Origin of the sequence: Sphingobium sp. MP9-4 (genome assembly GCF_005281675.1) — a bacterium.
Classification (GTDB): Bacteria; Pseudomonadota; Alphaproteobacteria; order Sphingomonadales; family Sphingomonadaceae; genus Sphingobium; species Sphingobium yanoikuyae.
On sequence record NZ_LUFI01000036.1, the window covers coordinates 1 to 24,301 of the forward strand.

At 62.4% G+C, this 24,301-nt stretch carries 28 protein-coding genes and 1 tRNA gene; 24 read left to right on the forward strand and 5 right to left on the reverse strand.

Going from position 1 to position 24,301, the window contains the following annotated elements:
* The 3 genes from A0U87_RS11895 to A0U87_RS11905 form a co-directional block, all read left to right on the forward strand.
* Positions 1–315, forward strand: a 315-nt coding sequence (locus A0U87_RS11895; protein ID WP_137405595.1) for an OB-fold-containig protein, incomplete at its 5' end; no start/stop codon positions are given.
* 9 nt (positions 316–324) lie between these two features.
* Positions 325–2,040 (forward strand): flotillin domain-containing protein, encoded by a 1,716-nt coding sequence (locus tag A0U87_RS11900; RefSeq protein ID WP_048939417.1) that lies wholly within the window; start codon positions 325–327, stop codon positions 2,038–2,040.
* A gap of 138 nt (positions 2,041–2,178) precedes the next feature.
* Positions 2,179–2,742 carry a porin family protein gene (locus A0U87_RS11905; RefSeq protein ID WP_048939418.1) on the forward strand — a complete coding sequence of 188 codons (564 nt, stop codon included), beginning with the start codon at positions 2,179–2,181 and terminating at the stop codon, positions 2,740–2,742.
* 102 nt (positions 2,743–2,844) lie between these two features.
* On the opposite strand, the gene A0U87_RS11910 is transcribed toward A0U87_RS11905, so the two are convergent.
* Both A0U87_RS11910 and A0U87_RS26195 read right to left on the reverse strand, forming a co-directional pair.
* Complete coding sequence (locus A0U87_RS11910) at positions 2,845–3,237, reverse strand: gamma-glutamylcyclotransferase family protein (RefSeq protein ID WP_048939419.1); 393 nt, start codon at positions 3,235–3,237, stop codon at positions 2,845–2,847.
* Positions 3,238–3,240: 3 nt separating this feature from the next.
* Complete coding sequence (locus A0U87_RS26195) at positions 3,241–3,591, reverse strand: hypothetical protein (RefSeq protein WP_170978393.1); 351 nt, start codon at positions 3,589–3,591, stop codon at positions 3,241–3,243.
* Here A0U87_RS26195 and A0U87_RS11915 point away from each other — a divergent pair.
* Positions 3,584–3,769, forward strand: coding sequence for a PspC domain-containing protein (locus tag A0U87_RS11915; protein WP_004208760.1), 186 nt, complete (start codon positions 3,584–3,586; stop codon positions 3,767–3,769). The genes A0U87_RS26195 and A0U87_RS11915 overlap by 8 nt on opposite strands.
* Before the next feature lie 318 nt (positions 3,770–4,087).
* Here the strand turns inward: A0U87_RS11915 and A0U87_RS11920 are convergent, their stop codons facing one another.
* The gene (locus tag A0U87_RS11920; protein WP_048939420.1) at positions 4,088–4,837 is read right to left on the reverse strand and encodes a DUF72 domain-containing protein; all 750 of its coding nucleotides are present in this window, start codon (positions 4,835–4,837) and stop codon (positions 4,088–4,090) included.
* Positions 4,838–4,957: 120 nt separating this feature from the next.
* Between A0U87_RS11920 and A0U87_RS11925 the strand changes: the two genes are divergently transcribed.
* Positions 4,958–5,194: a DUF2061 domain-containing protein gene (locus A0U87_RS11925; RefSeq protein ID WP_017499658.1), complete on the forward strand. Its 237-nt coding sequence runs from the start codon at positions 4,958–4,960 to the stop codon at positions 5,192–5,194.
* 4 nt (positions 5,195–5,198) lie between these two features.
* On the opposite strand, the gene A0U87_RS11930 is transcribed toward A0U87_RS11925, so the two are convergent.
* Positions 5,199–5,873 carry a peptidylprolyl isomerase gene (locus A0U87_RS11930; protein ID WP_048939421.1) on the reverse strand — a complete coding sequence of 225 codons (675 nt, stop codon included), beginning with the start codon at positions 5,871–5,873 and terminating at the stop codon, positions 5,199–5,201.
* Positions 5,874–6,144: 271 nt separating this feature from the next.
* On the opposite strand from A0U87_RS11930, the gene A0U87_RS11935 reads away from it, so the two are divergent.
* The 19 genes from A0U87_RS11935 to A0U87_RS12025 all read left to right on the forward strand — a co-directional run bounded on the left by A0U87_RS11935 (position 6,145) and on the right by A0U87_RS12025 (position 23,366).
* The gene (locus A0U87_RS11935) at positions 6,145–7,269 is read left to right on the forward strand and encodes an 8-amino-7-oxononanoate synthase (protein ID WP_017499660.1); all 1,125 of its coding nucleotides are present in this window, start codon (positions 6,145–6,147) and stop codon (positions 7,267–7,269) included.
* Positions 7,266–7,898, forward strand: a complete 633-nt coding sequence (gene bioD / locus A0U87_RS11940; RefSeq protein ID WP_010339533.1) for a dethiobiotin synthase — start codon at positions 7,266–7,268, stop codon at positions 7,896–7,898. Before A0U87_RS11935 ends, bioD begins: the two co-directional genes overlap by 4 nt.
* 107 nt (positions 7,899–8,005) lie before the next feature.
* A complete protein-coding gene (locus tag A0U87_RS11945; protein ID WP_048939422.1) occupies positions 8,006–10,048 on the forward strand; it encodes a M13-type metalloendopeptidase in 2,043 nt (680 codons plus the stop codon).
* Between the two features lie 204 nt (positions 10,049–10,252).
* The gene (locus A0U87_RS11950; protein ID WP_004208769.1) at positions 10,253–10,663 is read left to right on the forward strand and encodes a DUF4168 domain-containing protein; all 411 of its coding nucleotides are present in this window, start codon (positions 10,253–10,255) and stop codon (positions 10,661–10,663) included.
* Positions 10,664–10,776: 113 nt separating this feature from the next.
* Positions 10,777–12,609: a sodium:proton antiporter gene (locus tag A0U87_RS11955; RefSeq protein WP_010339535.1), complete on the forward strand. Its 1,833-nt coding sequence runs from the start codon at positions 10,777–10,779 to the stop codon at positions 12,607–12,609.
* Entirely contained in the window at positions 12,606–13,229 is a 624-nt protein-coding gene (locus tag A0U87_RS11960; protein ID WP_010339536.1) for an OmpA family protein, read from the forward strand. The genes A0U87_RS11955 and A0U87_RS11960 overlap by 4 nt, the downstream gene beginning before the upstream one ends.
* Positions 13,230–13,261: 32 nt before the next feature.
* Positions 13,262–14,551, forward strand: a complete 1,290-nt coding sequence (locus A0U87_RS11965) for an adenosylmethionine--8-amino-7-oxononanoate transaminase (protein WP_010339537.1) — start codon at positions 13,262–13,264, stop codon at positions 14,549–14,551.
* Between the two features lie 57 nt (positions 14,552–14,608).
* Complete coding sequence (gene infA / locus A0U87_RS11970; protein WP_003049127.1) at positions 14,609–14,827, forward strand: translation initiation factor IF-1; 219 nt, start codon at positions 14,609–14,611, stop codon at positions 14,825–14,827.
* 12 nt (positions 14,828–14,839) lie between these two features.
* The gene (locus tag A0U87_RS11975) at positions 14,840–15,427 is read left to right on the forward strand and encodes a nucleoside triphosphate pyrophosphatase (protein WP_029547990.1); all 588 of its coding nucleotides are present in this window, start codon (positions 14,840–14,842) and stop codon (positions 15,425–15,427) included.
* A 49-nt stretch (positions 15,428–15,476) separates the two neighbouring features.
* On the forward strand, positions 15,477–16,466 hold the full coding sequence (locus A0U87_RS11980) for a hypothetical protein (RefSeq protein ID WP_048939423.1): 990 nt from the start codon (positions 15,477–15,479) through the stop codon (positions 16,464–16,466).
* The gene (yacG, locus tag A0U87_RS11985; RefSeq protein WP_010339540.1) at positions 16,456–16,650 is read left to right on the forward strand and encodes a DNA gyrase inhibitor YacG; all 195 of its coding nucleotides are present in this window, start codon (positions 16,456–16,458) and stop codon (positions 16,648–16,650) included. The genes A0U87_RS11980 and yacG overlap by 11 nt, the downstream gene beginning before the upstream one ends.
* Positions 16,651–16,699: 49 nt before the next feature.
* Positions 16,700–16,775, forward strand: a tRNA-Phe gene (locus A0U87_RS11990).
* Between the two features lie 166 nt (positions 16,776–16,941).
* Positions 16,942–18,225 carry an integrase arm-type DNA-binding domain-containing protein gene (locus A0U87_RS11995; protein ID WP_048939424.1) on the forward strand — a complete coding sequence of 428 codons (1,284 nt, stop codon included), beginning with the start codon at positions 16,942–16,944 and terminating at the stop codon, positions 18,223–18,225.
* Positions 18,226–18,924: 699 nt separating this feature from the next.
* Positions 18,925–19,437, forward strand: coding sequence for a hemerythrin domain-containing protein (locus A0U87_RS12000; protein WP_004208777.1), 513 nt, complete (start codon positions 18,925–18,927; stop codon positions 19,435–19,437).
* 107 nt (positions 19,438–19,544) lie between these two features.
* Complete coding sequence (locus A0U87_RS12005) at positions 19,545–20,519, forward strand: TIGR03557 family F420-dependent LLM class oxidoreductase (protein WP_137405596.1); 975 nt, start codon at positions 19,545–19,547, stop codon at positions 20,517–20,519.
* A gap of 231 nt (positions 20,520–20,750) precedes the next feature.
* Positions 20,751–21,869: a DUF3182 family protein gene (locus tag A0U87_RS12010; protein ID WP_048939677.1), complete on the forward strand. Its 1,119-nt coding sequence runs from the start codon at positions 20,751–20,753 to the stop codon at positions 21,867–21,869.
* Entirely contained in the window at positions 21,866–22,663 is a 798-nt protein-coding gene (locus A0U87_RS12015) for an alpha/beta fold hydrolase (protein WP_048939675.1), read from the forward strand. The genes A0U87_RS12010 and A0U87_RS12015 overlap by 4 nt, the downstream gene beginning before the upstream one ends.
* Before the next feature lie 62 nt (positions 22,664–22,725).
* On the forward strand, positions 22,726–23,169 hold the full coding sequence (locus A0U87_RS12020; RefSeq protein WP_122928371.1) for a pyridoxamine 5'-phosphate oxidase family protein: 444 nt from the start codon (positions 22,726–22,728) through the stop codon (positions 23,167–23,169).
* Positions 23,169–23,366 (forward strand): hypothetical protein, encoded by a 198-nt coding sequence (locus A0U87_RS12025; RefSeq protein WP_004208783.1) that lies wholly within the window; start codon positions 23,169–23,171, stop codon positions 23,364–23,366. Before A0U87_RS12020 ends, A0U87_RS12025 begins: the two co-directional genes overlap by 1 nt.
* Positions 23,367–23,411: 45 nt before the next feature.
* Here A0U87_RS12025 and A0U87_RS12030 read toward each other — a convergent pair whose 3' ends face one another.
* Entirely contained in the window at positions 23,412–24,041 is a 630-nt protein-coding gene (locus A0U87_RS12030; RefSeq protein WP_240626741.1) for a methyltransferase, read from the reverse strand.
* Positions 24,042–24,301: the final 260 nt, after the last annotated feature.

Sequence of the window (24,301 nt, forward strand, 5' to 3'; positions counted from 1 at the left end):
GGCGCCGCCGCCCTGCCCGCCACCGGCCTTGCCGCCCGCCTGCTCGCGCCGCTGCTGCCCCGCGACCACAGCACGGCCATTCCGCTCGACCATCTGGTCGGCAGTCGCGCCCGCATCGTCACCGGCCGCGCGACCAGCAATTCCCCTGCCCGCGCGCGGGTCGAGGATCATCATGGCCAGGCCCATTATGTCATGGTGGAGCCCGACAATGATGGCCAGGTGCTGGAGGAAGGCGAGACCATCCTGCTCGTGCGCCGCGAAGAGCATCTGTTCCGCGCCATCTCGCATGGCGACCATTATCTGCCCCGTCTCTAGGAGAGAGTCATGAATCTTCCCGCCGTGCAGGAGAGTTTCTCCATCCTGCCCTATGCGATGATCGCCGGCAGCGGCCTGCTCGTCCTGATCGTGCTGGGCATCGTCATCGCCCGCCTCTACAAGCGCGCATCCAAGGAAATCGGCTTTGTCCGCACCGGCTTCGGCGGGGAAAAGGTGGTGATGAACGGCGGCGCGCTGGTGCTGCCGATCTTCCACGAAACCATGCCGGTCAACATGAACACTGTCCGCCTGGCCGTCGAGCGCAAGAATAGCGACGCGTTGATCACGCTCGATCGCCTGCGCATCGACGTGAAGGCGGAATTCTATGTCCGCGTGAAGCCCGATGCCCAGTCGATCGCCACCGCCGCGCAGACGCTGGGCATGCGCACCATGAATCCCGAAGCCCTGAAGGAACTGGTCGAAGGCAAGTTTGTCGACGCGCTGCGTTCGGTCGCGGCCGGCATGACGATGAATCAGCTGCACGAACAGCGCGGCGATTTCGTGCAGAAGGTGCAGCAGGTCTCCTCGGTCGACCTTGCGATGAACGGCCTCGAACTGGAGAGCGTTTCGCTCACCGGCCTCGACCAGACCTCGATCGAGCATTTCAACGCCAACAACGCCTTCGATGCCGAGGGCCTGACCAAGCTCACCGAACAGATCGAACTGCGCAAGAAGTCCCGCAACGACATCGAGCAGGAAACCCGCATCCAGATCGAAACCAAGAATCTGGAGGCCGAGCGCCAGTCCCTGCTGATCGCCCGCGACGCCGAATTTGCCCGGCTGGAACAGGAGCGCGAGGTCGAGATGCGCCGCGCCGCCCAGATCGCCGAAGTCGCCCGCGAACAGTCGCTGCGCAGCCAGGAAGCCGACCAGGCGCGGATCGAGGCGAAGAAGCTGGTCGACAGCCAGCAGATCGAGGCCGACCGTGCCGTGCAGCAGGCCAAGATCGCCCAGGCCCAGGCGCTCGAACTGGCGCGCCAAGAACAGCAGATCGCGGTCCAGAACAAGAGCCGCGAGGAAAGCCAGGCCAAGGCCGAAGCCGACGAGGCCCGCGCCAAGGCGGTCGCCGCCGAGGAACAGGTGCAGACCAGCCGCGCGACCGAGATCGCCGAACGCACCAAGCGGATCGAACTGATCGATGCCGCGCGCGAGGCGGAGCGCGCCGCCATCCAGATCCGGGTCGAGGCCGAAGCCGAGAAACAGGCGGCTGCGGATCGGGCCGAAGCGCTACGCGTGGCGGCCGAAGGCGAAGCCGAAGCCGCCAAGCTGCGCGCCGAGGCCGATCGCGTCCGCTTCGAGGTGGAAGCCGCCGGCCAACGCGCGGTCAACGAAGCCGCCAACCTCCTCTCGTCCGACCAGATGTCGCTGCAGACCAAGCTGGCCTTGCTCAAGGTGTTGCCCGATCTGGTGCGCGAAGCGGCCAAGCCGATGGAATCGATCGACTCGATCAAGATCGTGCAGGTCGATGGCCTTACCGGCCAGGGCGGCGGCGCGGGCGCGGACGGCCTGGTGAGCGCCGGTGGCGACCAGAATCTCGCCAGCGCCGCGGTGTCCGCCGCGCTGCGCTACCGTGCCCAGGCGCCGGTGATCGACGGGCTGATGAAGGAACTGGGCCTCGACGGCTCCAACCTCGACAGCCTGGTCAAGAGCGCGGTCGATCCCGCACCGGTGGCGCCCGTCATCGTCGAGAAGATTTTGCCGAAGAAGGACCAGCCCCAGGACTGATCCTCCCGCATTGCCACATCGGCGGCGCACCAGACTGTCTCGCAACACGAGACAGTCTGGTGCGCCGCCGCCGGCTTATCATGCCCGCCCATTTCCCTATTTCGAGCCCATCTCGAACAAATGGGAAAAGGGATAGACATGATGAGAAACATGATCGGCACCGCGGCAGCCATCGGCCTTGCCCTAGCCTGCGGCACCGCCCATGCCGAAAGCTTCCAGGGCCCCTATGTCGGCGTCCAGGCCGGCTGGAACCGCGACAGCATCGGCAGCGCCAACAGCGATGTCGGTCGCCTCGACATGCATGAAGCGCGCGATGCCTTCTTCGGTGGCGGATTTGCCGGTTATGATCATCAGCTTACCGACAAGATCGTGGTCGGCGTGGAGGCCGGTTTCGACATCGCCGCCGATGACGCATCCCGCGTCGGCGGATCGCTGCTCGATCCCAATTACAGCTTCGATATCGGCGCGCGCGCCGGCTATGTCGTCGGCGGCAACACCCTGCTCTATGTCCGGGGCAGCTACGAGAATATGCGCGCCCGTATCGCGCTCAGCGAAGCCAATGGCACCCTGTCGGGCCATGACAGTTTCGACGGCTGGGGCGTGGGTGCCGGCGTCGAGCGTTTCGTCGCCGACAAGGTCACCGCGCGTATCGAATATCGATATAGTGACCTTGGCGACGGCGGAAAGTTCGATCGGCACTAGACCCTGGTCGGCCTCGCCTATCATTTCTGATCGTCAGCCGGGACGGGCAGGCGCAAGCCCCCCCCTGCCCGTCCAGAGGCCAGAGTCATCCGTTCCAGCGGATTAGCGTTCCGCCAGATAATCGCCGCTGGCGATCACCCGATGTCCGGTAACGGACAGGGCGTACAGATAGACCCAGGCCGTGACCGGGCCATCGGGCGTTTCCACCAGACAGCGTTCGCGCCGATATTCATGCGGCTGCGGATCGTCGGACGTGCATTCCTCATAGGCGTCGAGCCGCGCCAGCATCCCCTCCGCATCGGGTAGCGCGAACAGGTCGCCACGCACGCGCCCCACCTCCCCCGGCACGAAACCGGGATAATCCGCCACCTGATACAGTTTCCCGTCGATCCAGCCTGCCCCGACCCACTCGGCGCGATCGGCCAGCCAATGCGCCATCGGCCCGTCAAAGCCCGGCCGCAGCGTGCCGTAAACGAAAAGCAACGGCCTATTCATTGCCTACCTGTAACTTTCACCGATTGGCGGTAATTTTTCCCAATCATCGGATTTTTTCGCATTACGGAAAAATGGGAAATTGAAGAGAATCCACGGATTTCCGCCAAAAATCGAAACTGGCACGCCGCCTGCTATATCGTCTGGCATCAAGGCCGGACGGTCCGGCCAGCAAATATCTAGGGAGTGAGTATCATGTCCATCGCCAAGTTCCAGAGCGTCGCCCTTGCCTTTGTCGGCGCTGTCATCTTCGCCAGCCTGTTCGTCGGCGCGGCGGTTCCGGTTGCCCCGATCGCCTGATCGGGCAACCGCCCCTTTCCCACCCCAAATAATATTGAAGGCCAGATCCATGAACAACAGCTTCACCCTCGACCGCCGCAACGCGAAGATCATGGGCGTGTGCGCCGGCATCGCCAACCGCACCGGGCTGGATGTCACGCTGATCCGGGTTGCCTTGGTGCTGCTGACCCTGTGCGCCCTGGGCCCGATCGGCGTCGTGGCCTATCTGCTCGCTGGCTGGCTGGCCGAGGGTTGATCCCCTCGCCGCCACCGGAAGGCAGGGTTTCCGGATACAAAAGCGCCGCCCCGGCATATGCCCTGGGCGGCCTTTTTATGCCCCGCATTGGCGGGACAAGGATGAGCGCGATCTGCGCTTAAGCGTACAGCACCGAGTAGAAGGTCAGCATCTGGACGCTGACTGCAACCACCAGCGCAGTCGCCTGAAAGGCCTGACGCATATTGGACTCCATCATTGGAACGACATCCCGGATCGGGATGCAGCGCCATATGATGATTTCACATAATTGTAACAATCGCAAAGCCTGACATACCAATTGCATCAAACGCAATTATGTCACAGCTGTTGCTCCAGAGCCATGATGGTCGCGCGCGCCGCTGCCGGGTTCCGGACCTTGGCGCCGCTGATGTAGAAGAGATAGGCGTCGCCCTGCGCCGTCTGCGCCTTTGCCCGATCGGCCCAGCCGGCGATGTCCGTCGCGGTATAGCCGGTCTCCTCTTCCTCCCGGCTGCGCATCAGCCGGCTGTAGGAAAAACCGACATCATGGCCGGTGATTGCCGGATAATCGTCATGATCGGCCAGCACCACCGCCACGCCCGCGTCGCGTGCCAGCGCCAGGCAGGCCGGATCATCGAAGCTTTCGTGCCGCACCTCCAGCGCATGGCGCAGCGCCACGCCATCGACGCTGGCCGGCAACAATTGCAGGAAGGCGCCGAAATCATCGGGGTCAAACTTCTTGGTCGGCATGAACTGCCACAGGATCGGCCCCAGCCGGTCGCCCAGTTCGACGATCCCCTGCTGGACGAATTTCTGGATCGACTCGCCCGCCTCCGCCAGCACGCGGCGATTGGTGCAGAATCGCGACGCCTTGACCGCGAACTGGAAGCCGTCGGGCACCGCCTGCGCCCAGCCGGCAAAGGTCGCCGGCTTCTGGCTGCTATAATAGGTGGCGTTGATCTCCGTCGCGGTCAGTTGCACGCCGACATAGGCCAGTTCATCCTTCTGGCGCATGCCGACGGGATAGAAGCTGCCGCGCCAGGGTTCATAGACCCATCCGCCGATGCCGACCCTGATCCGTCCCGTCATGAAGATCCTCCCTGCGCCATATTGATCGCCCGGAACGATCAGAGCCAGCGGGAAAAGCCATTGGCGATTATTGCGAACAATTCTTAATTATCGGGCAACAGCTTTCAAAGGGGTTCCGCCATGTCGCTCGATCTCATCAAGACCGCCACCTATTTGTCGATCCACCTGACCGTGGGCTTCACCGTCGCCTATCTGATGACCGGATCGGTCGCGCTGGCCGGCGGCATCGCGCTGGTCGAACCGATGGTCAATGCGGTCGCCTTCTTCTTCCACGAACAGGCCTGGAAGCGCTTCACCGCCCGGCCGCCGCGCAATGCCGGACGCGACTGGATGCGCGGTCAGGCGGCGATCGCCTGATCCCTCACTTCTTCGGGCGCGGCTTGGCCCGCGGGATCAGCCAGGGCTTCACCTTGCCGGTCGGCCGCGCCTTTCCGTCCAGCCGTCGCACATGCCGGATGATGATCGGCTTGACGATCATCTGCCCGCGCATCGGCCCCGTGCCGCAACAGGTCGGCACCGCCAGGATGCGACGCACCACGTCCATGCCGGCCACCACATGGCCAAAGGCGGCATAGCCGATCGAACTGCCCTGCGCGTCCATCCTCGGCGTCGGGCCTACCGTGATGAAGAAATTGCCCGATGCCGAATTGGGCCGGTCGGGCCGGGCCATCGACAATGTCGCGTCGAGATGCCTGATCCCGGTCTGGCTGGTCGGCTCATGCCGGACCGGCGGCAAGGCCCGGCGCAGGTCGGTATCGATCCCGCCCTGGATCAGCCCATATCTGGGATCGCTCTTGCGCCGCGCCGCCCGGTAGAAGACCGTGCCGTCGAGCCGCTGGTCGTCGGCATAGGCCAGGAAATTGGCGCTGGTCAGCGGCGCCCGGCGCTGGTCGAGCGCCACGATGATGGTCCCGACCGACGTATCAATCGCCACCCGCGTATAGCCGGGGGTCGGCCGATTGGCGGGTTGGGCATGGGCCAGACCGGGTAACAGGGCGAACAGGAAGACGGCAAGACGGCAGGCAACGGAACGCATCGACACGGGGTACTCGTCGGGGAGGGAGGATGCCGAGGCTATCGACCGCGCAGCGCGGACGCAACCAAGCAACAGGGCGCCTGCCCTTTGCCGATATGCCGCTTATGCTGTCCTACAGCATGTCACCGCCCTATATTGCCCGGCCTCGGCGATCGAACAGCATTGTAACGAAATTTCCCACATTTGAATGAAGATGACAAAATGTGCGGGAAATGTGCGAAGTTAAGCGCTTGCTTGCCCGGCTCGGGGTGGGGGCCTATAGCCCGCGGCCATGAGCAGCGAACCCTTCCGCACGCAACTCGCAGCGCTTGAATCGCGGGGGCGCCTGCGCCACCTGATCCCTCGCGCCGGGCGTGATTTTGCCTCCAACGACTATCTTGGCCTCGCGTCCGATCCGATGATCGGCCAGGCCGTTGCCGATGCCGTCGCGCGCGGCGTGCCGGTCGGTTCGGGCGGCTCGCGCCTGCTGCGCGGCAATGCCCCCGAACATGAAGGGCTGGAGGCCAAGGCCGCGGAATTCTTCCGCACCCAGGCGTCGCTGTTCCTGGCCAATGGCTTCCTCGCCAACATGGCGCTGTTCGCGACCCTGCCACAGCGCGGCGACCTGATCGTCGCGGACGAACTGATCCATGCCAGTGTCCATGACGGCATCCGCCTGTCGAAGGCGACCGCGGTCTTCGCCCGTCACAATGACCTGCAGAGCTTCGCCGACCTCATCACCGCCTTCCGCGCCGAAGGGGGCAAGGGCCGGATCTGGATCGCGGTCGAAACGCTCTATTCGATGGACGGCGACATGGCGCCGCTCGGCGATCTCGCCAAGCTGGCCGCCACCCATGATGCGATGCTGCTGCTGGACGAAGCCCATGGCACCGGCGTCTTCGGTCCCGGCGGGCGCGGCCTGTCGGCCGGCCTCGACGGGCTGCACAATGTCATCACCCTCCACACCTGTGGCAAGGCGATGGGCGTGGAGGGCGCGCTGATCTGCGGCCCGCGCATCCATATCGACTATCTCATCAACCGCGCCCGCCCCTTCATCTTCTCGACCGCGCCGTCACCGCTGATGGCGGTCGCCGCCTCCGCCGCGATCGACCGGATCGAGACCGCCGACAATCGCCGCGACCGGCTGGCGACGCTGCGCCAGGACGCGGTCGAGGCGATCTGCGCGCCGCTCGGCCTGCCCCGTCCGCGCAGCCAGATCATCCCGCTGATCCTGGGCGAGGATGCGCGCACCATGGCCGCCGCCGCCGCCTTGCAGGAGGCCGGCTTTGACGTGCGTGGCATCCGGCCGCCGACCGTGCCCGCCGGCACCAGCCGCCTGCGCATCTCGCTCTCGCTCAATGTCGGGCGGGCTGATGTGATCGCGCTGGGCGACGTGCTGCGCCGGGTCGCCCGATGACCCGCCTGATCGTCACCGGCACCGATACCGACATTGGCAAGACCGTCTTCGCCGCCGGCCTCGCCGCGGCGCTGGGTGCCTATTATTGGAAGCCGATCCAGGCCGGCGTCGATCCGCAGGGCGACAAGGAGCGGGTTGCCACCCTGTCGGGCCTGCCGCCCGAACGCATCCTGCCCGAAGCCTATCGCCTCGCCACGCCGGCCTCGCCGCATCTTGCCGCGCGGATCGATGGCGTCGACATCTCGCTCGATCGCCTGGCCCTGCCCAGGGTCGACGGGCCGCTGGTGGTGGAAGGGGCCGGCGGCGTGCTGGTGCCGGTCAGCGAAAGCCTGCTGATGGCGGACCTGTTCGCCTATTGGGGCCAGCCCGCAATCCTGTGCGCTCGCACCGGCCTTGGCACGATCAACCACAGCCTGCTCAGCATAGAGGCGCTGCGCGCGCGCGGTGTCCATGTCGTCGGCATCGCCTTCATCGGGGATGCGCATGAGGAGAATGAGCGGATCATCCCGCACATCGCCGGCGTCCCCAGCCTGGGGCGCCTGCCGCTGCTCGATCCGCTCGACCGGGACAGTCTGGCGGCCGCCTTCAGGGCGCACATACACCTTCCCGATAATTTCAACGGCCGATAATTTTCGACCAACGACATGGACATGCCGCTTTGACGGGCGTTGAACTGCCCGCCAGAACGGACAGAGTGAATGACGTCCGATCCAGACGAAGCAAGGGAATAGCCTTCATGAAGTTCCTCCTGATGGGCGCTGCCGCCACCGGCCTCGCGCTCGCCGCGACCGTGGCCTATGCCGACCAGCCCGCCACCACGACCGCCACTGCCCCGGCCGCCAAGCCGACCTATGGCACTTACGGCTTCGACACCGCCGGCATGGACAGCTCGGTCAAGCCCGGCGACGATTTCTATGAATATGCCAATGGCACCTGGCTGAAGAACACGCCGATCCCGGCGGACAAGTCCAACTATGGCGCCTTCACCGTGCTGGATGAACTGTCGCAGAAGCGCACCCGCGAGATATTGGACGGCGCCAAGACCGATCCGAACAGCAAGATCGGCGTCGCCTATGCGACCTATCTGGACTCGGCGGCCGTCGAGGCGAAGGGCCTTGCCCCGATCAAGCCCTGGCTCGCCGAAATCGGCGCGGTCAAGGATCTGAAGGCCTATGCAGCCCTGTCCGGCAAGGCGGCCCGTGCCGGCGTGCGCGGCCCGTTCCGCTTCTATGTCGGCCAGGACGACAAGGATCCCGAAACCTACATCCTCTCGATGATGCAGGGTGGCCTGGGCCTGCCCGACCGCGACTATTATCTCGATCAGGGCGAGAAGATGGCGGCGGTCCGCACCGCCTATGTCGCCCATCTCGAACAGATGCTGACCCTGCTGGGCGAACCCAATGCCAAGGCGCGCGCCGCCGCGCTGATGGCGTTCGAGACCGAGATCGCCAAGGTCCACTGGACCCAGGTCGACAGCCGCGACGCGGACAAGACCTATAACAAGATGACCCTCGCCGCGCTGCAGAAGGCCGCGCCCGGTTTCGACTTCGCCGCCTATTTCGGCGCCGTTGGTCTCAAGCCCACCGACCTGCTGGTCGCCCAGCCCTCCGCCGTCACCGGCGAAGCCGCGCTGATTGCCAAGGCGCCGATCGGCGTGCTGAAGGACAGCCTGCTGCTGCGTAGCGTCCACAGCTATGCCGACTATCTGCCCGACAACATCGCCAGCGCCGATTTCGCCTTTTTCGGTACCACCCTGTCGGGCACGCCCGAGCGCGAGGAACGTTGGAAGCGCGGCGTCACCTTCCTCAAGGAATCGCTGGGTGAGGAAGTCGGCAAGGTCTATGTCGCCAAATATTTCCCGCCCGAAACCAAGGCGGCGATGGACCAGCTGGTCAAGAATGTCCTGTCCGCTATGGGCCGCCGCATCGACGGCCTGCCGTGGATGAGCGACGAGGCCAAGGCCCGCGCCCACAAGAAACTGGCCGCCTTCACGCCCAAGATCGGCTATCCCGATCGCTGGCGCGACTATAGCGGCCTGACCATCAAATCGGGCGACCTGTTCGGCAATGCGATGCGCGCGAACCAGTTCGACTTCGACTATAATATCGGCAAGCTGGGCAAGCCCATCTATCGCTGGGAATGGGGCATGACCCCGATGGAGATCAACGCCTATGCCAATTTCGGCATGGTCGAGATCGTCTTCCCGGCCGCCATCCTACAGCCGCCCTTCTTTGACCCGAATGCCGATCCGGCGGTCAATTATGGCGGCATCGGCGCGGTGATCGGCCATGAACTCAGCCATCATTTCGACGACCAGGGCGCGAAATATGACGAGACCGGCAAGCTCAACCAGTGGTGGACCGATCAGGACGTCGCCAATTTCACGGCGCTGACCGCCAAGCTCGGCGCTCAATATGACGCCTATGAGCCCTTCCCCGGCGCGCATGTGAAGGGCGCCTTCACCATGGGCGAGAATATCGGCGATCTGGGCGGCCTGGCCGTCGCGCTCGACGCCTATCATGCCTCGCTGGGCGGCAAGGCCGCGCCGGTGATCGACGGCATGACCGGCGACCAGCGCTTCTTCCTGGGCTGGGCACAGGTGTGGCGCCGTAATTATCGCGAGGCCAATCTGCGCCAGCGCCTGGTCACCGATCCGCATGCGCCGTCGCAATATCGCGCCGACATCGTGCGCAATTTCGACGCCTGGTATGATGCGTTCAAGCCCGCGCCGGGCGGCAAGATCTATCTCGATCCCAAGGATCGGGTGAAGATCTGGTAAGCAGAATCGGGAAGGGCCGCTCATCGGGCGGCCCTTTTTCGTTGCGGCATGGAAATGAGGCCCACGACCGATCGTTTCCCCTTCGCGGCAGGCTGACCGGAACTTTTCCGCCATCTTTCTAATGCCACGCTTCATCCTGTCCGGACTTTTCCCCGGCCTGCTTTGTCCACAGCTTTGGGCGGTAGCAAAGCCAAGGAGAAGCACATGACGGGTCTCAACCTTTCGAACATCATCAAGACCGGTGTCGCGTCGGTCGCGCTGCTGGCAGCCTATTCCGTGTCGGCCCAGACGCCCGCTGCCCCCGCAGCATCGGCCCCCGCCGCCGGCGCCAGCAACTTCAGCGATGCCGACATCAAGCAGTTCGCGGCCGCCGCCGTCGAAGTGACCAAGATCCAGTCGGACAATGCGATTGCCGCCGCGGAAAAGCAGCCCAAGATGCTGGCCGCGCTGCAGTCGAAGGGCATTCCGCCCGAAAAGTTCAACGCCATCGGCCAGGCTGCGGCCGCCGACCCGGCCCTGCAGCAGCGGATTCAGGCTGCCGCCGGCACGCCGGCACCGGCCGCGCCCGCCAGCCCGGCGACCCCGGCTGATCCGGCAACCCCGCCGCAGCAATAAGCATATTTGCCACGGGAATGGCGGGTTCTCCCTTGCCCGCCATTCCCGCTCTGCGATCCGGTTCCCCAGATCGTTGAAAATAAAGGGGGTGACCATGGCGGCTTCGCCTGTCTATGGTCCCGGCCATGCATGAACAGGCCCTTGTAATCGCGCTGATCGGCATATTGGGCATCGGCGCCCAATGGATTGCCTGGCGCACCGGCTGGCCCGCCATCGCCCTGATGCTCGCCGCCGGCGTCATCGGTGGCCCGGTGACCGGCCTTATCGATCCCAAACTCACTTTTGGCGAACTGCTCGAACCCATGGTGTCGGTGGCGGTCGCCCTGATCCTGTTCGAAGGCGGGCTCAGCCTCAATTTCCGCGAACTGCGCAAGACCGACGGCGCCGTCACCCGGCTGGTGGTGCTGGGCGCGCCGATCGGATGGATATTGGGCGCGCTCGCCCTTTATTATGTCGCGGGCCTCGTCTGGCCGGTGGCGATCCTGTTTGCGGGCATTCTTGTGGTGACCGGGCCAACCGTGGTGCTGCCGCTGCTGCGCCAGTCCAACGTCGCCGCCCGGCCGCGCGCGATCCTCAAATGGGAAGCGATCGTCAACGATCCGGTCGGCGCGCTGCTCGGCCTTGCCACATACGAATATCTGCGTCGGTCGAGCGAGGGCAGCACGCTGGCGGCCGTCATTCTGTCGCTGGTCGCTGCCGCGATCATCGCCGGCCTGATCGGCTGGCTCGCCGCCCGCGCGATCGGCTGGGCGTTCCAGCGCGGCCATGTGCCGGAATATCTGAAAGCGCCAATCCTGCTGGTCGCCGTGATCGGCGTGTTCGTTCTCTCCAACCTCATCCAGGCGGAAACCGGCCTCGTCACCGTCACGGTGATGGGCGTGGCGCTCGCCAACATGAAATTCGATTCCCTGCGCGACATCCAACCGTTCAAGGAAAATGTCACCGTCCTGTTGATCTCGGGCGTGTTCGTGATCCTGTCGGCCTCGCTCGACCTTGATGTGCTGCGCCAGTTCGAATGGCGCTTCCTCGCCTATCTGCTGGTGCTGCTGTTCGTCGTCCGCCCGGCGACGGTGCTGCTCAGCCTCGCTTTCTCGCCGGTGCCCTGGAACGAACGGCTGCTGGTCGCCTGGATTGCGCCACGCGGTATCGTCGCGGTCGCCATTTCCGGCCTGTTCGCGCTGCGGCTCGATCGGCTGGGCTATGGCGATGGCGCGATCCTCGTCACCCTGTCCTTCTCGATTGTGGTTGCGACCATCCTGTTCCATGGCTTCTCGATCAAGCCGGTCGCCCGGCTGCTCAAGGTCACGGGCGCGCAGGACAAGGGCCTGCTGCTGGTCGGCGCCACGCCCTTCAGCCTCAGCCTTGCCGCCCAGCTGCGCCAGTTGGAGGTGCCGGTGATGATCGCCGACAATAGCTGGCAGCGTCTGGCCCCCGCCCGCCATGGCGGCATCCCGACCTATCATGGCGAGATATTGGCGGAGGCGACCGAGGAGCGGCTGGACCTGACCCAGTTCCAGGTGCTCGCCGCCACGTCGGAGAATGAGGCCTATAACGCGCTCGTCTGCAACGAGTTTGCGCCTGAAGTCGGCCGCGACAATGTCTATCAGCTGGGCGACGCCAGCGACGATCATGATCCGCGCGCGCTGCCGGAATCGCTGCGTGGCCGCGCCCTGTTCGATTCAGGCCTCGGCGTCGAGGAAATCATGATCCGCGAGGATGCCGGCTGGACCTTCCGCAAGACGCGGATCAGCGACCAGTTTGATTTCGAGGCGGCCAAGGCCGACCTGCCGGCCGATGCCGACATGCTCCTGCTGCTCCGCAAGAACGGCACGATGCGCTTCTTCACCCATGCGTCGCGACCGACGCCACAGCCGGGCGACACGATCCTGTCCTATGTGCCGCCCGCATCAAAGACCCGCAAGAAACCGGAAGGAGAGGAGGAATGAGGAGGCTCGCCCCCGCGCTGGCCCTGTGCGTCATGCTGGCGGCCTGTGATCGGCCCGCAGGCAATGCTGTTGATAACGTAGCCAACGCAGCCAATGCGTTGGGCAATGATATAGCCGCGAACGAGGCCGATAACGTCGCCGAGCCGGTCCGCTCGATCCTGCGCCCCGAAGTGGCCGAACCCGAAGCGCCGAAGATCGAACCGCTCGACGCTACCATCGCCTTTGGCACGTCCGGGCTGAAGCTGGACGATGCCGCCCGCGCCGCGCTCGATACGCTGGTCGAAACCCCGGCGATCAAGACCGGCGGGGCGATCACGTTGCGCGGCCATAGCGACAGCAAGGGCAATGACGGCGACAATCGCGTAGCCTCCCGCATCCGGGCCGAGGCGGTAGAGGCCTATCTGGTCGAAAAGGGCATCGCCAAGGATCGCATCAGCCTGATCGCGCTGGGCGAAACCAGGCCGGTCGCGCCCAATGCCAAGGAGGATGGCAGCGACGATCCTGAAGGTCGCGCGAAGAATCGCCGGGTCGACATCCATGTCGCGGTGCCCACGGTCGTGGTGCCGACGGCAGCCGTGCTACCCAGCATCTCGCCGGTGGATCGCAAGGACAAGCCATAGCCTTGGCCGCCGATCGGGCGTAGGGGACGCCGATGACCTCTCCTGTCTGGCACCCCTTCACCCAGCACGGCCTCAACGAGCCTATTCCCCATGTCATCCGGGCAGAGGGCGCGATCCTGCATCTGGCCGATGGCAGCAGTCTGATCGATGGCATTTCCAGTTGGTGGGTGACGACCCATGGCCATTGCCATCCGCGCATCGCCGCGGCCATCGCGCGCCAGGCTGGGCAGCTCGATCAGCTGATCTTCGCGGGCTATACCCATGAACCGGCCGAGGCAGTGGCGCGCGGCCTGGTCGATCTCATGCCACAGACGCCGGGCCGCGATCCCCTCGCCCATGTCTTCTTTTCCGACAGCGGATCGACCGCGGTGGAAGTGGCGCTCAAGATGGCGCTTGGCTATTGGCATAATCGCGCGCTCGACGGGCTGGGCGAGGCGCGCAGCCGCATCCTGGTGCTGGAACATAGCTATCATGGCGATACGATCGGGGCGATGTCGATCGGTGAGCGCGGTGTCTATAATGCCGCCTGGACGCCCCTGCTGTTCGATGTCGGCACTGTCCCTTTCCCGCATCCCGGTCGCGAGCAGGAGACGCTTGCCGCACTGGAGACGGCCTGCGCCGATCACCCGGCCGCCTTCATCGTCGAACCCCTGATCCTGGGAGCCGGTGGGATGCTGATCTATCCGCCGCATGTGCTGCGGGCGATGGCCGATATCTGCGCGCGCCACGATGTGCTGTTCATCGCGGACGAGGTGATGACCGGCTGGGGCCGCACCGGCACGCTGTTCGCCTGCGAGCAAGCGGGCGTGGTGCCCGACATCATGGCTGTGGCCAAGGGGATTACCGGCGGCGCCATTCCGCTTGCCGCGACGCTGGCGACCCCGCGCATCTTCGAGGCGCATCGCTCGACCGACCGGGCGCGCCTCTTCTACCATTCGTCCAGTTACACCGCGAACGCGATCGCCTGCGCTGCTGCTGCCGAAAATCTCGCCATCTGGGCCGAAGAGGATGTGCGTGGACGGATTGCGGCGCTGGCGCAGGGCATCGCCGATCGGCTGGCCTTGCTGGCCGGCCACCCCGCCTTCGCCAACCCGCGCCAGATCGGCACGATCATGGCGATCGACCTGGTTGCGGCCGACGCTGGCTATCTGTCAGATCTCGCGCCGCGCCTGCGTGCCTTCTTCCTGGAACGCGGCCTCTTGCTAAGGCCGCTCGGCAACACCATCTACCTCATGCCGCCCTATTGCATCGATACGCAGCAGCTCGATGCCGTCTTCGCGGCCCTCGTCGCAGCCGGTGATTATTTCGGTTCTGCGTCCTGACTTCCATTTTCCACGTTTTGGCGCTATGGCGGCGCGATTTTTCGATTCTGGGATATTATGGCCAAAGAAGAACTGCTTGAAATGCGCGGACAGGTTGTGGAGCTTCTCCCCAACGCCATGTTCCGCGTGCGCCTTGAGAATGATCATGAAATTCTCGGCCACACCGCTGGCAAGATGCGCAAGAACCGCATCCGCGTGCTGGTCGGTGACGAAGTGCTGGTCGAACTGACCCCCTACGACCTGACCAAGGGTCGGATCACCTACCGCTTCAAATAAGCCGCATTTTCGATGCGACTCATTCTAGCTTCGGCTTCCCCCAGACGGCGTGACCTTCTGGGGCAGATTGGCGTGCTTCCTGATGCCGTCGATCCTGCGGACATTGACGAAACCCCGCGCAAGACCGAATTGCCGGCCGCCTATGCTGCGCGTGTCGCCGCCGAAAAGGGCGCGCTGGTCGCTGCCCGTCATCCCGGCGCGCTGATCCTGTCGGGCGACACGGTGGTGGCCGCCGGCCGCCGCATTCTGCCCAAGGCGGAAAGCGAGGCGGAGGTCCGCGCCTGTCTCGACCTGCTGTCGGGGCGCCGGCACCGCGTCTACAGCGCCATCACCCTGATTGACGCTGCGGGCGTGGCACGGCATCGCCTGTCGACCAGCATCGTCATCTTCAAGCGGCTGGAGCGCAGCGAGATCGACCGCTATATTGCCAGCGGCGAAGGGCTGGGCAAGGCGGGTGGCTACGCCATTCAGGGCCGTGCCGCGGGCCTCATCCGCAGCATCCAGGGCAGCCATAGCGCGATCATGGGCCTGCCGCTTTACGAAACCCGCACGCTGCTTGAGGCAGCGGGCTATCCACTGGACCGTCGGGATTTCGAGTGAAATGGTACATTTCACGGCTCGGAAATCACGACAAGTAGGTAACTGAACGATGGCCGAATGGCTCTATGAAGAAGGCATTGGCGAGGCCCGTGCCGCGCTGATCGAAAAAGGGCGCATCGTCGAGGCGCTGATCGAGCGCGAGGGCGAGGTCGCCCGTGCAGGTGCCATCCTTCAGGGCCGTCTGGTCCAGACCATCATTCCGCGCAAGCGCGGCGTGGTGCGCCTGATCTCGGGCGAGGAAGTGCTGATCGAGCCGATCCCGCCCAAGGTGGCCGAGGGCGCCAATGTGCTGGTCGAAATCTTCCGCGAGGCGATCGCCGAGGAAGGGCGGGGCAAGCGCGCCAAGGGCCGCATCGCCCAGCCCGGTTCCAAGGTGCATCCGGGGCCCAGCCTGCTGCAGCGGCTGCGCGCCACCGATGTCGCCATCCGCCCCTGTCCCGCCCATGAGGAGGACCGGCTCGAAGCCCTTGGCTGGAGCGAACTGATGGAAGAGGCGGTCAGCGGCGAAGTCGGCGCCGAGGATGCGGCGCTGCGCATCTTCCTGACCCCCGCGATGATCCTGATCGACATCGACGGCAGCCTGCCGCCGGCCCAGCTCGGCCCCAAGGGCGCGAAGCTGTCGGCCCAGGCGATCCGCCGCATGGGGCTGGCTGGCTCGATCGGCATCGACCTGCCGACCATGAACAACAAGGACGAGCGCATCGTCGCGGCCGCGCAGATCGACAAATATCTGCCGCTGCCGTTCGAGCGGACGGCGGTCAACGGCTTCGGCTTCGTCCAGATCATCCGCCGTCGCGAACGCGCCAATCTGATGGAACTGCTGCGCGAGGATCCGGTGCTGACCGCCGCGCTGGCGCTGCTGCGCCGTGCCGAACGGCATGGTACGGGCGGCGCAGCGACGATCACCGCCGCGCCGGCGATCATCGACCTGCTGCACAAGCGTGCCGACTGGATCGAACAGCTCGCCCGCCGTCGGGGTGGCGAGGTCACGCTGCGCGCCGATTCCGCGCTGTCGCTGGCGGCCGGTCATGTCGCTTAAGGCCGGCGCCTGCCCGGTTTGCGGCCAGCCGGCACAGCCGGAAACCCGCCCCTTCTGCGGCAAGGGATGCCGCGATCGCGACCTGCTGCAATGGCTGGGCGAGGGCTATCGCGTGCCCGGCATGCCGGGCGACGAAGCCCTGCAAAAAAATGATAATTATGGGCTGGACAGCGAGCCGGATTGACGCCTATAGGCACGCCTCCATCCGGCGGTCACCTCCGCCGAGACCCGATGCCCGGGTAGCTCAGTTGGTAGAGCATGCGATTGAAAATCGCAGTGTCGGCGGTTCGAATCCGTCCCCGGGCACCATTTGTTCCCCTCAGAACATCTCGGAAATGCCCAAGCCGCCTCTCGGAAATGGCGGATTTCTGCGACCTTTTGAGCCTTTTGCTCTCAGGGCGTCCAGTTGCATCTCGCAACCTTTTCTGGCCAAAGTTGGTAGCTATTCTCGCGGGTACCCTGAAGGAGATACCCCATGCTGAGCGCCATGGCCGTGAGCAACGCGAAGCCCATCCACCGTCCATATAAATTATCGGACGGCCGGGGCCTGTATCTGATGGTGATGCCCAATGGGGCGCGCTACTGGCGTTTCTATTACACCTTCCTCAAGAAGCAGAAGACGCTGTCGGTCGGGGTGTATCCCGATGTCTCGCTCGCACTGGCGCGAGAACGGCGGGAAGAGCTGCGCCGCATTCTTGCGTCAGGCGAAGACCCGTCGAGCCGACGGAAGGCTGATGCCGCTCAGGCGCGGCTGCTTGAAACCGGGACGTTCGATCAGCTTGCCGACGAGTATGTCGCGCGTTTGAAGGCTCGGGGTCGAGCCGAGAAGACGGTCAGCAAGAATATCTGGATCCTCGAATACGCACGGCCCGCGCTCGGAAACCAGCTGGTGCGGGATATCTCGACGCCGGAGGTGCTGGAGATCCTGCGCAAGATCGAAGCGCGAGGGCATCACGAAACCGCGATTCGGCTTCGAGGGACACTGAGCACCATCTTTCGCTACGCCATTGCCACCGGCAGGGCGAACAAGGATCCGGCGAGCGAATTGCGTGGGGCGTTGCTGACGCCTAAGGTCAAGCACAGGCCGGCTATCACGGATCCGGCCAAGGTGGGTCCGCTGCTTCGTGCCATCGACGGCTATGACGGCGATGGGGCGGTCCGAATCGCCCTTCAGCTGTCGGCCCACCTGTTCGTTCGACCAGGCGAGCTACGGCTGGCGCAATGGGAGGAGTTTGATCCGGACAGTTGTATCTGGCTCATCCCGGCGAGCCGGACGAAGATGCGTCGTCTTCATAAGGTCCCGCTCTCCCGTCAGGTTCTTGGCCTGTTGGAGAAGCTGGAGGGTATGACCGGGGGCGGTCAGCTCCTGTTTCCCAGCCCGCGATCCGACAAACGCGCGATATCCGACAATACGCTGAATGCAGCGCTTCGCCGGATGGGCTTCAAGCAGGACGAAATGACGGCGCATGGCTTCCGAGCTATGGCGGCGACCTTGCTCAACGAATGCGGCAAATGGCATCCGGATGCCATTGAACGACAGCTGGGCCACATCGAAGGCAATGATGTCCGGCGTGCCTATGTGCGCGGCGAGCATTGGGGCGAACGCGTGCAGATGATGCAATATTGGTCTGATCGCCTTGATCAGCTGCGTTCGACAGAAGCCGGCGTAAGGCGTAAATTTTCTCAAGCTTCTGCAGGCGAGCAGGCGGCTCCGTCACGTGACGGGGATGACGAAAGCATATCGCCTGACTGGCGCTAGGAGTGATGGCCCAGGCCTTATCAATCTATTCTGATGAGTGAGGCTAAAGAGGGCGACTTTCAGCGATGGAAGTCGCCCTCCTATTAAATCGCAGATACTGATTGGGGGAATTGTATCGTTTGCTTGGCACGCAGCGATTGCGGTCGCCAAAACTTGCAAGCGCTGCAAGCGCATAAGTCATGATGATGTACCAGTATATTTGGATATGCGATCACGACTAGAAAATTATCGGTCATGTTCCGACGATTAGCTAAGATTTTTTCTGTCCGTTATTTTGGTAGGCGATCGAAAGGCAAATTTGACTTGGATGCATGATCTTAGAGCAGTGCGGGTTTGGCTCAAATGATGTGCGAAGAGGCATCGAAATGCCGTCGCGAGACGCAAGAAACGCTGTGCCAGGACTCTATGCTCAGAATGACCAATAAGCGGCTCCGTAAAGCTGCGTGCCAGGCGTTGCGCGATGGACAGGGCAGCGAGGCAGGTTCAGCGACCACCTGGAAAGGTCACAATGAGCATCTCTGTGCGCGAAATGCGATGAAGTCGCTTTTGAGCGATCGTCAATGCACACGCCGCAGACCATGCGAAAAAATGTGTTCCGCCTGATCCAGATTATTGAGGTGGATTAGGTGAAATTGGCGCTCGGAACCCTTCGGCAATTTACGGCTTCCTTAGCGGATAGAACCACTAAGGAGATCCCACATGGCCAAGGCCGAATATTCCGATGCCATCGCCCTCCTAAAGGCCGATCATCGCAAGGTTGAAGAGCTTTTCGAGCAGTTCGAGAAAGCTGCGACTGGCAAGAAAAAGGGCGACATCGCCCACCAGATCTGCACCGAACTCAAGATCCATACGCTGATAGAGGAAGAGATTTTCTATCCCGCGTTCGAGGGCAAGATCGAGGCCGATACGCTAGAGGAAGCCTATGTCGAGCATGACGGCGCCAAGGTGCTGATCAACGACATCGAGGCTGGCTCTTGGGACGACAAATTCTACGAGGCCAAGGTCAAGGTGTTGTCTGAGGAGATTAAGCACCATGTCCACGAAGAGGAAATGCGTGGAGAAGGCATGTTCGCGCAATGTCGCGCGACCGATGTCGACCTGATTGTCCTGCGGGATCAGATGCTTGCACGCAAGGAAGAGCTAGTTGTTCAGGCCAAGGCCGCAGGCTTGCCGGCGGCCAAACCGACAGCTGTCAATCTGATCCCCACCTGAGCCGGCACTGCGAAGGGCGCGCGGCCGAACTCGAGCGCTCCAGTGCCGAAAGAGAGCTCGCATCCGACGTTTTTCGCCAACATCCCGAACATATCGAGGAAAAGACCATGCCGAAGTTCGGATATAAGCTGATGACGGAGGAGCATGGGCCAAAAGCGCTCGCGGAAAACGCGATCCGTGCAGAGAATGCGGGGTTTGACTTCGTCTCTATCTCAGATCATTTCCATCCTTGGCTCGAATCCCAGGGGCATGCCCCCTTTGCCTGGAGCGTCCTAGGGGCCATCGCCCATGCGACCGATCGGATCGGCATCGCGACCGGCCTCACCTGCCCGATCCTGCGCTATCATCCTGTCATCGTTGCGCAGGCCGCCGCCACTGTCGCTATCATGAGTGACAATCGCTTCACCCTGGCGGTGGGAGCGGGTGAACGACTGAATGAACATGTTACAGGGGTGCGGTGGCCCTCAGTGCCGGAGAGGCACGACATGCTCGGCGAAGCGGTCGAAATTCTTCGCCTTCTCTGGGAGGGCGGCGTCCATAGCTGGAAAGGGAAGCATTTCCTTATCGACCATGCCCAGCTCTACGATCTTCCGACCAAACCGATTCCTGTCATCGTTGGCGTTAGCGGTCCAGCGTCTGTCGCTCTTGCCGCGGAAAAAGGTGACGGGATCATGACAACCGCGCCGGAAAGCGATCTGGTAAAAGGCTATGAAGCCAGGGCCGGCAATCGTGGGGCCTGCTATGCGGAGGCCGTCATCGCATATGCATCCAGCGCTGAAAGAGGGTTGGAGATCACACGCGACAGATTTCGCTTCTCTGCCTTCGATTGGTCGGTCAACAGCGAGATTCCCTCGGTCAAGGGCTTTGAGGCTGCTAGCCAGTATGTCCGACCTGAAGATCTGGCAGCGAAGGTGTCAGCCGGTCCGGACGTTCAGACCCATATTCAGTTGATCTCACAGTATGTGGACGCTGGCTTCGATCATATTGTGCTGACGTGCCCTGGAGACGATCAGGCGGGCTTCATCGAATTTTTCGAGCGCGAGCTAAAACCGTCCCTGCCGCGCTTCGAGCCGTCCGAATGAGGTCGCCCCAGGATCGGGACGTTGGAGGGGCGCTCCATGGGTGTGAACGAGGTGAACTGGCTAGGCATCCCAAAAGCGATTGCATGCACCATCTTCCGCTCATGCTGCCAGTCAACGCTATTTAGGGCAAGGCCCGCCGAGTCGCCACGCCAGTCATATGGATAATAAGCTGTGTCACCTGGTTGTTTGAAAACGGCCTAGCGGCAGAGCCTCAAGGATCTGAGAGGTTTAATGGCCAGTTCGCATCAGACCCGTTTCGTGAAGATCTGTCCCGCCCAGTCCGGCGCGATGAACAACGAGCATGACAGGGTCGCCAGAGCCGAACTTGCCCGAAGGATTGCCCGCCTTGGCGAAGCGACATTCGTCGAACATGACCCGCCAGGATTTTCGGCGTTAGATGATAGTGCGCAGAAGACGCTCTTCATTCCGGCAAGCACGATCGACCTAGCCATGGCGCGGCAACTGGGCATAAGCGATGAGAGCCAGATTTACGGCGGTGTGGTTCCCCATGCCTTCGTGGGAAGCAAGGTCATCACTCATCCGCTTTTCCAAAGCAGTGATGCAGTGCCCGTGGGATGGCACTCGGAACTGGGCGCTGCGCTCGCGCCTCATGTTCTCTCCGGCTGGTCAGCTTTCAGTGTAGATGCTGTGCGCGCCGCCGGCCTCGACTTGCTTAAACAGGGTGCAATCCGCCTGAAGGAAGTTGAAGCGACGGCAGGGCTCGGACAATTTGTCGTTACCTCGCCTCGGAAACTGGAAGAAGCGATAGCCCAACTTGATACGGAGGCTGTTGCCCGTCATGGCGTCGTGATTGAAGAGAATCTCGACAATGTCATCACCTACAGCGTCGGCATGACATGCCTTTTTGGAGACTTGATCTCCTATTGGGGCACGCAGCGTCTCGCCACCAACAATGACGGAGCCACCGTCTATGGCGGCTCGACCCTGCATGTTGTGAGGGGTGGCTTTGAACGACTGGCCGGACTCGATCTTGCAGACGATCTGAAGCAGGGTATCAAAAAGGCGATCGCATATGATGCGATCGTCTCGAAATTCTACCCGGATCTGATTGCCTCTCGCCGCAACTATGATGTCGCTGCCGGGATTAATTCTTCCGGGGAAATACGCATTGGCGTCCTTGAACAAAGTTGGCGGGCGGGCGGCGCGAGTGGCGCCGAAATAGCGGCTTTCAAAGCCTTTGCGCGTGATCCCGAATTGTCGGCGGTTACATGCGCCACGATGGAGATTTATGGTGAGATCGACGCCGCACCGATCGGTAGCATCGTCTATTATAGCGGTATCGATGCGGTCGCGGGACCGATGACAAAATATGCAATGGAGCTGGAATGACAGGCAGCCAGATATGCTTCGATGTCGAAGGGGAAAGTCTTGAGGCGACAATCCTGTCTCCGGACAAGCTTGTTCCTGGCATACTCTTCATTCACGGCTGGGGCGGTTCGCGCGATCAGGACATGGTGCGCGCCGAAGAGATCGCGCAGCTGGGCTGTATCTGCTTCACCTTTGATCTGCGAGGCCATGCCCGGCACGCCGAAGAACGCAACAGAGTGACACGATCCCATGGTCTTGCCGATGTCGTAGCCGCTTACGACTATCTTGTCGGCCAGGACCAGGTCGACCCATCTGCGATTGCAGTCGTGGGTACAAGTTATGGCGGCTATCTTGCCACCCTTCTCACCGCAGTCCGTCCGGTCAACTGGCTGGCCTTACGTGTGCCCGCTCTCTATCCGGACGAACATTGGGATGTCCCCAAGGCGATGCTGGATCGCGACCTCATCAATGCCTATCGGGCACGCTTTCGGACGGGGCGAGAGGACAAGGCGCTGGCAGCATGCGAGCGATTTGCAGGCGATGTGCTCATCGTGGAGTCAGAACATGATGACTATGTCCCGCATGAGACAATCAGCTCCTATATGTCGGCGTTTCACAACAGTAATTCCTTGAGCTACCGTATCCTCAAAGGAGCCGATCATTCGTTGCGGAACGAGGGCTGCCGGCGCGCATACAACCAGTTGCTGCTCACCTGGATCGAGGAAATGGTTCGGGGAGGTCGCAGATCGTCTACCCCCCAACAGCAAGCTGCCGGAGAAATGCCATCTCAGGCTTATAGACTTGCGGATCGATAGTCTTTTCCAACGCATTGGCCCGACAAGCCGCGTCATGCGTTGAGGGAGGGAAGGAGAGAGTCATGTCATTGTCGCTCGTGGACCTGTCCCGGAAGATAAAGGACATCGATTTCGCGATGCTTGCAACTCATGCCAAAGGCGGTGCCATTGGTTCGCGTCCGATGAGCAATAATCGCGAAGTCGATTATGACGGCACGGCGTGGTTCTTCACAGACGAAACCGCCTCCATGGTTTCGGACATGGAAGCCGATTCAGCTGTCAATCTTAGCTATCAGGGCAAATCCGGTCTGCTGGGCCACCGTCCTTTTTTCGTCGCGGTCGAAGGGCGAGCCGCCTTGATCAGAGACCGGACTCAGTTTGAAGCCCATTGGACGAAGGGGCTCGAACGGTGGTGGCCGCAGGGCATTCAAACTCCCGGTCTGGTTCTGATCCAGGTGATTGGCGAACGCGCCCATTATTGGGACGGCGAGAATGAAGGCGAAATCCTTCTTGAAGGCATTAAGTGATGTCGCCCAACGAAAAGCCTTCTGCACACCGGCTCGGGAAAGCCGGTGCTTTTGTTGTCGGCACTATCATCGCCATTTTCATCATCATATTTGTCGGCAGAAACCTGTGGCACGGAGAAGAGCTCGAGCAGGATCAAGCCGTTGGCAACAATGTTGCGACTGAGCATACCGGCCCCTCCTATAATCAGCGACCGTGAGGCACGCCACGCCTCAGACCGGAAGATCCGTCGCTCTTTAAACCATCATTTATTAGGTTTCGACGCCCAGAACAGATAGCATGGTGGAATGTTGCGCCATTCATATGCGGCGTGCACTGACGAAAATCGCTGCTCGAGAAGTGGGCGTACAGCCTTCCGCATTTGATAAGCCATGAAGAGCCCATCAGGGGACAAGAGCTGCACGCTGCGATCAATGATCTGCGTTGCGATTGCAGGCTCAAGTGTCGAAAATGGTAAGCCCGAAATTATGCAATCGGCCTGCGAAAGGCCGAGATCCGCCATATACTGCTGAGCATCTGTGGCCGATCCAGTGATGACGTGCAAACGCCTGTCCGGAATTGCCGAGGCCAAATGGTCGGTGAATGACGGGCTGGTGTCGATGGCAATCAGCCTGGCATGCGGTCGGAGGTGAGCGAGAATGGCGCTAGTGAACGCGCCGGTACCTGGCCCATATTCGAGCATCGTCGTTACCTGAGACCAATCAACGCCGTGCAGCATTCGGTCGATCAGCCAGTGCGATGCTGGAAATGAAGAGCCGACCGTGTTCGGGCTTTTGAGAAATTCGGCGGCGGCAATGAGCCGGGCCTTCAAATCGCTCGTTCCCCCCGAAGCCACGGAAGTGGGGTAAGAAGCGGCATTTTGCACGTCGGCCATATCTGCTCCTCGACTTATTCTCCGCTCTAAAATCCTCCCGACGCATTTGAAGTTTCGATTCCCGCCGCAAAAATCACGCTTAACCAAATCAATCTCTGACATGATTTCTCACGCTTTTGGGACAATTGCTGATGTCAGTCTCGACGGAGGCGCGATGAAAGAGGGCGACCGTCCTGCTTTCAAGCGGCCTCTTTCATGGATCGACGGAATTAGGCCGTAAACTCATAAAATGGCTTGAGGGTTGACCGTTTGCGTGATTC

Excerpts from the sequence above, each read along its gene's own strand:
- A0U87_RS11900 (WP_048939417.1), top strand. The coding sequence starts at position 325 with ATGAATCTTCCCGCCGTGCAGGAGAGTTTCTCCATCCTGCCCTATGCG.
- A0U87_RS11905 (WP_048939418.1), top strand. The coding sequence starts at position 2,179 with ATGATGAGAAACATGATCGGCACCGCGGCAGCCATCGGCCTTGCCCTA.
- A0U87_RS11910 (WP_048939419.1), bottom strand. The coding sequence starts at position 3,237 with ATGAATAGGCCGTTGCTTTTCGTTTACGGCACGCTGCGGCCGGGCTTT.
- A0U87_RS11915 (WP_004208760.1), top strand. The coding sequence starts at position 3,584 with ATGAACAACAGCTTCACCCTCGACCGCCGCAACGCGAAGATCATGGGC.
- A0U87_RS11920 (WP_048939420.1), bottom strand. The coding sequence starts at position 4,837 with ATGACGGGACGGATCAGGGTCGGCATCGGCGGATGGGTCTATGAACCC.
- A0U87_RS11925 (WP_017499658.1), top strand. The coding sequence starts at position 4,958 with ATGTCGCTCGATCTCATCAAGACCGCCACCTATTTGTCGATCCACCTG.
- A0U87_RS11930 (WP_048939421.1), bottom strand. The coding sequence starts at position 5,873 with ATGCGTTCCGTTGCCTGCCGTCTTGCCGTCTTCCTGTTCGCCCTGTTA.
- A0U87_RS11935 (WP_017499660.1), top strand. The coding sequence starts at position 6,145 with ATGAGCAGCGAACCCTTCCGCACGCAACTCGCAGCGCTTGAATCGCGG.
- bioD (WP_010339533.1), top strand. The coding sequence starts at position 7,266 with ATGACCCGCCTGATCGTCACCGGCACCGATACCGACATTGGCAAGACC.
- A0U87_RS11945 (WP_048939422.1), top strand. The coding sequence starts at position 8,006 with ATGAAGTTCCTCCTGATGGGCGCTGCCGCCACCGGCCTCGCGCTCGCC.
- A0U87_RS11950 (WP_004208769.1), top strand. The coding sequence starts at position 10,253 with ATGACGGGTCTCAACCTTTCGAACATCATCAAGACCGGTGTCGCGTCG.
- A0U87_RS11955 (WP_010339535.1), top strand. The coding sequence starts at position 10,777 with ATGGTCCCGGCCATGCATGAACAGGCCCTTGTAATCGCGCTGATCGGC.
- A0U87_RS11960 (WP_010339536.1), top strand. The coding sequence starts at position 12,606 with ATGAGGAGGCTCGCCCCCGCGCTGGCCCTGTGCGTCATGCTGGCGGCC.
- A0U87_RS11965 (WP_010339537.1), top strand. The coding sequence starts at position 13,262 with ATGACCTCTCCTGTCTGGCACCCCTTCACCCAGCACGGCCTCAACGAG.
- infA (WP_003049127.1), top strand. The coding sequence starts at position 14,609 with ATGGCCAAAGAAGAACTGCTTGAAATGCGCGGACAGGTTGTGGAGCTT.
- A0U87_RS11975 (WP_029547990.1), top strand. The coding sequence starts at position 14,840 with ATGCGACTCATTCTAGCTTCGGCTTCCCCCAGACGGCGTGACCTTCTG.
- A0U87_RS11980 (WP_048939423.1), top strand. The coding sequence starts at position 15,477 with ATGGCCGAATGGCTCTATGAAGAAGGCATTGGCGAGGCCCGTGCCGCG.
- yacG (WP_010339540.1), top strand. The coding sequence starts at position 16,456 with ATGTCGCTTAAGGCCGGCGCCTGCCCGGTTTGCGGCCAGCCGGCACAG.
- A0U87_RS11995 (WP_048939424.1), top strand. The coding sequence starts at position 16,942 with ATGCTGAGCGCCATGGCCGTGAGCAACGCGAAGCCCATCCACCGTCCA.
- A0U87_RS12000 (WP_004208777.1), top strand. The coding sequence starts at position 18,925 with ATGGCCAAGGCCGAATATTCCGATGCCATCGCCCTCCTAAAGGCCGAT.
- A0U87_RS12005 (WP_137405596.1), top strand. The coding sequence starts at position 19,545 with ATGCCGAAGTTCGGATATAAGCTGATGACGGAGGAGCATGGGCCAAAA.
- A0U87_RS12010 (WP_048939677.1), top strand. The coding sequence starts at position 20,751 with ATGGCCAGTTCGCATCAGACCCGTTTCGTGAAGATCTGTCCCGCCCAG.
- A0U87_RS12015 (WP_048939675.1), top strand. The coding sequence starts at position 21,866 with ATGACAGGCAGCCAGATATGCTTCGATGTCGAAGGGGAAAGTCTTGAG.
- A0U87_RS12020 (WP_122928371.1), top strand. The coding sequence starts at position 22,726 with ATGTCATTGTCGCTCGTGGACCTGTCCCGGAAGATAAAGGACATCGAT.
- A0U87_RS12025 (WP_004208783.1), top strand. The coding sequence starts at position 23,169 with ATGTCGCCCAACGAAAAGCCTTCTGCACACCGGCTCGGGAAAGCCGGT.
- A0U87_RS12030 (WP_240626741.1), bottom strand. The coding sequence starts at position 24,041 with ATGGCCGACGTGCAAAATGCCGCTTCTTACCCCACTTCCGTGGCTTCG.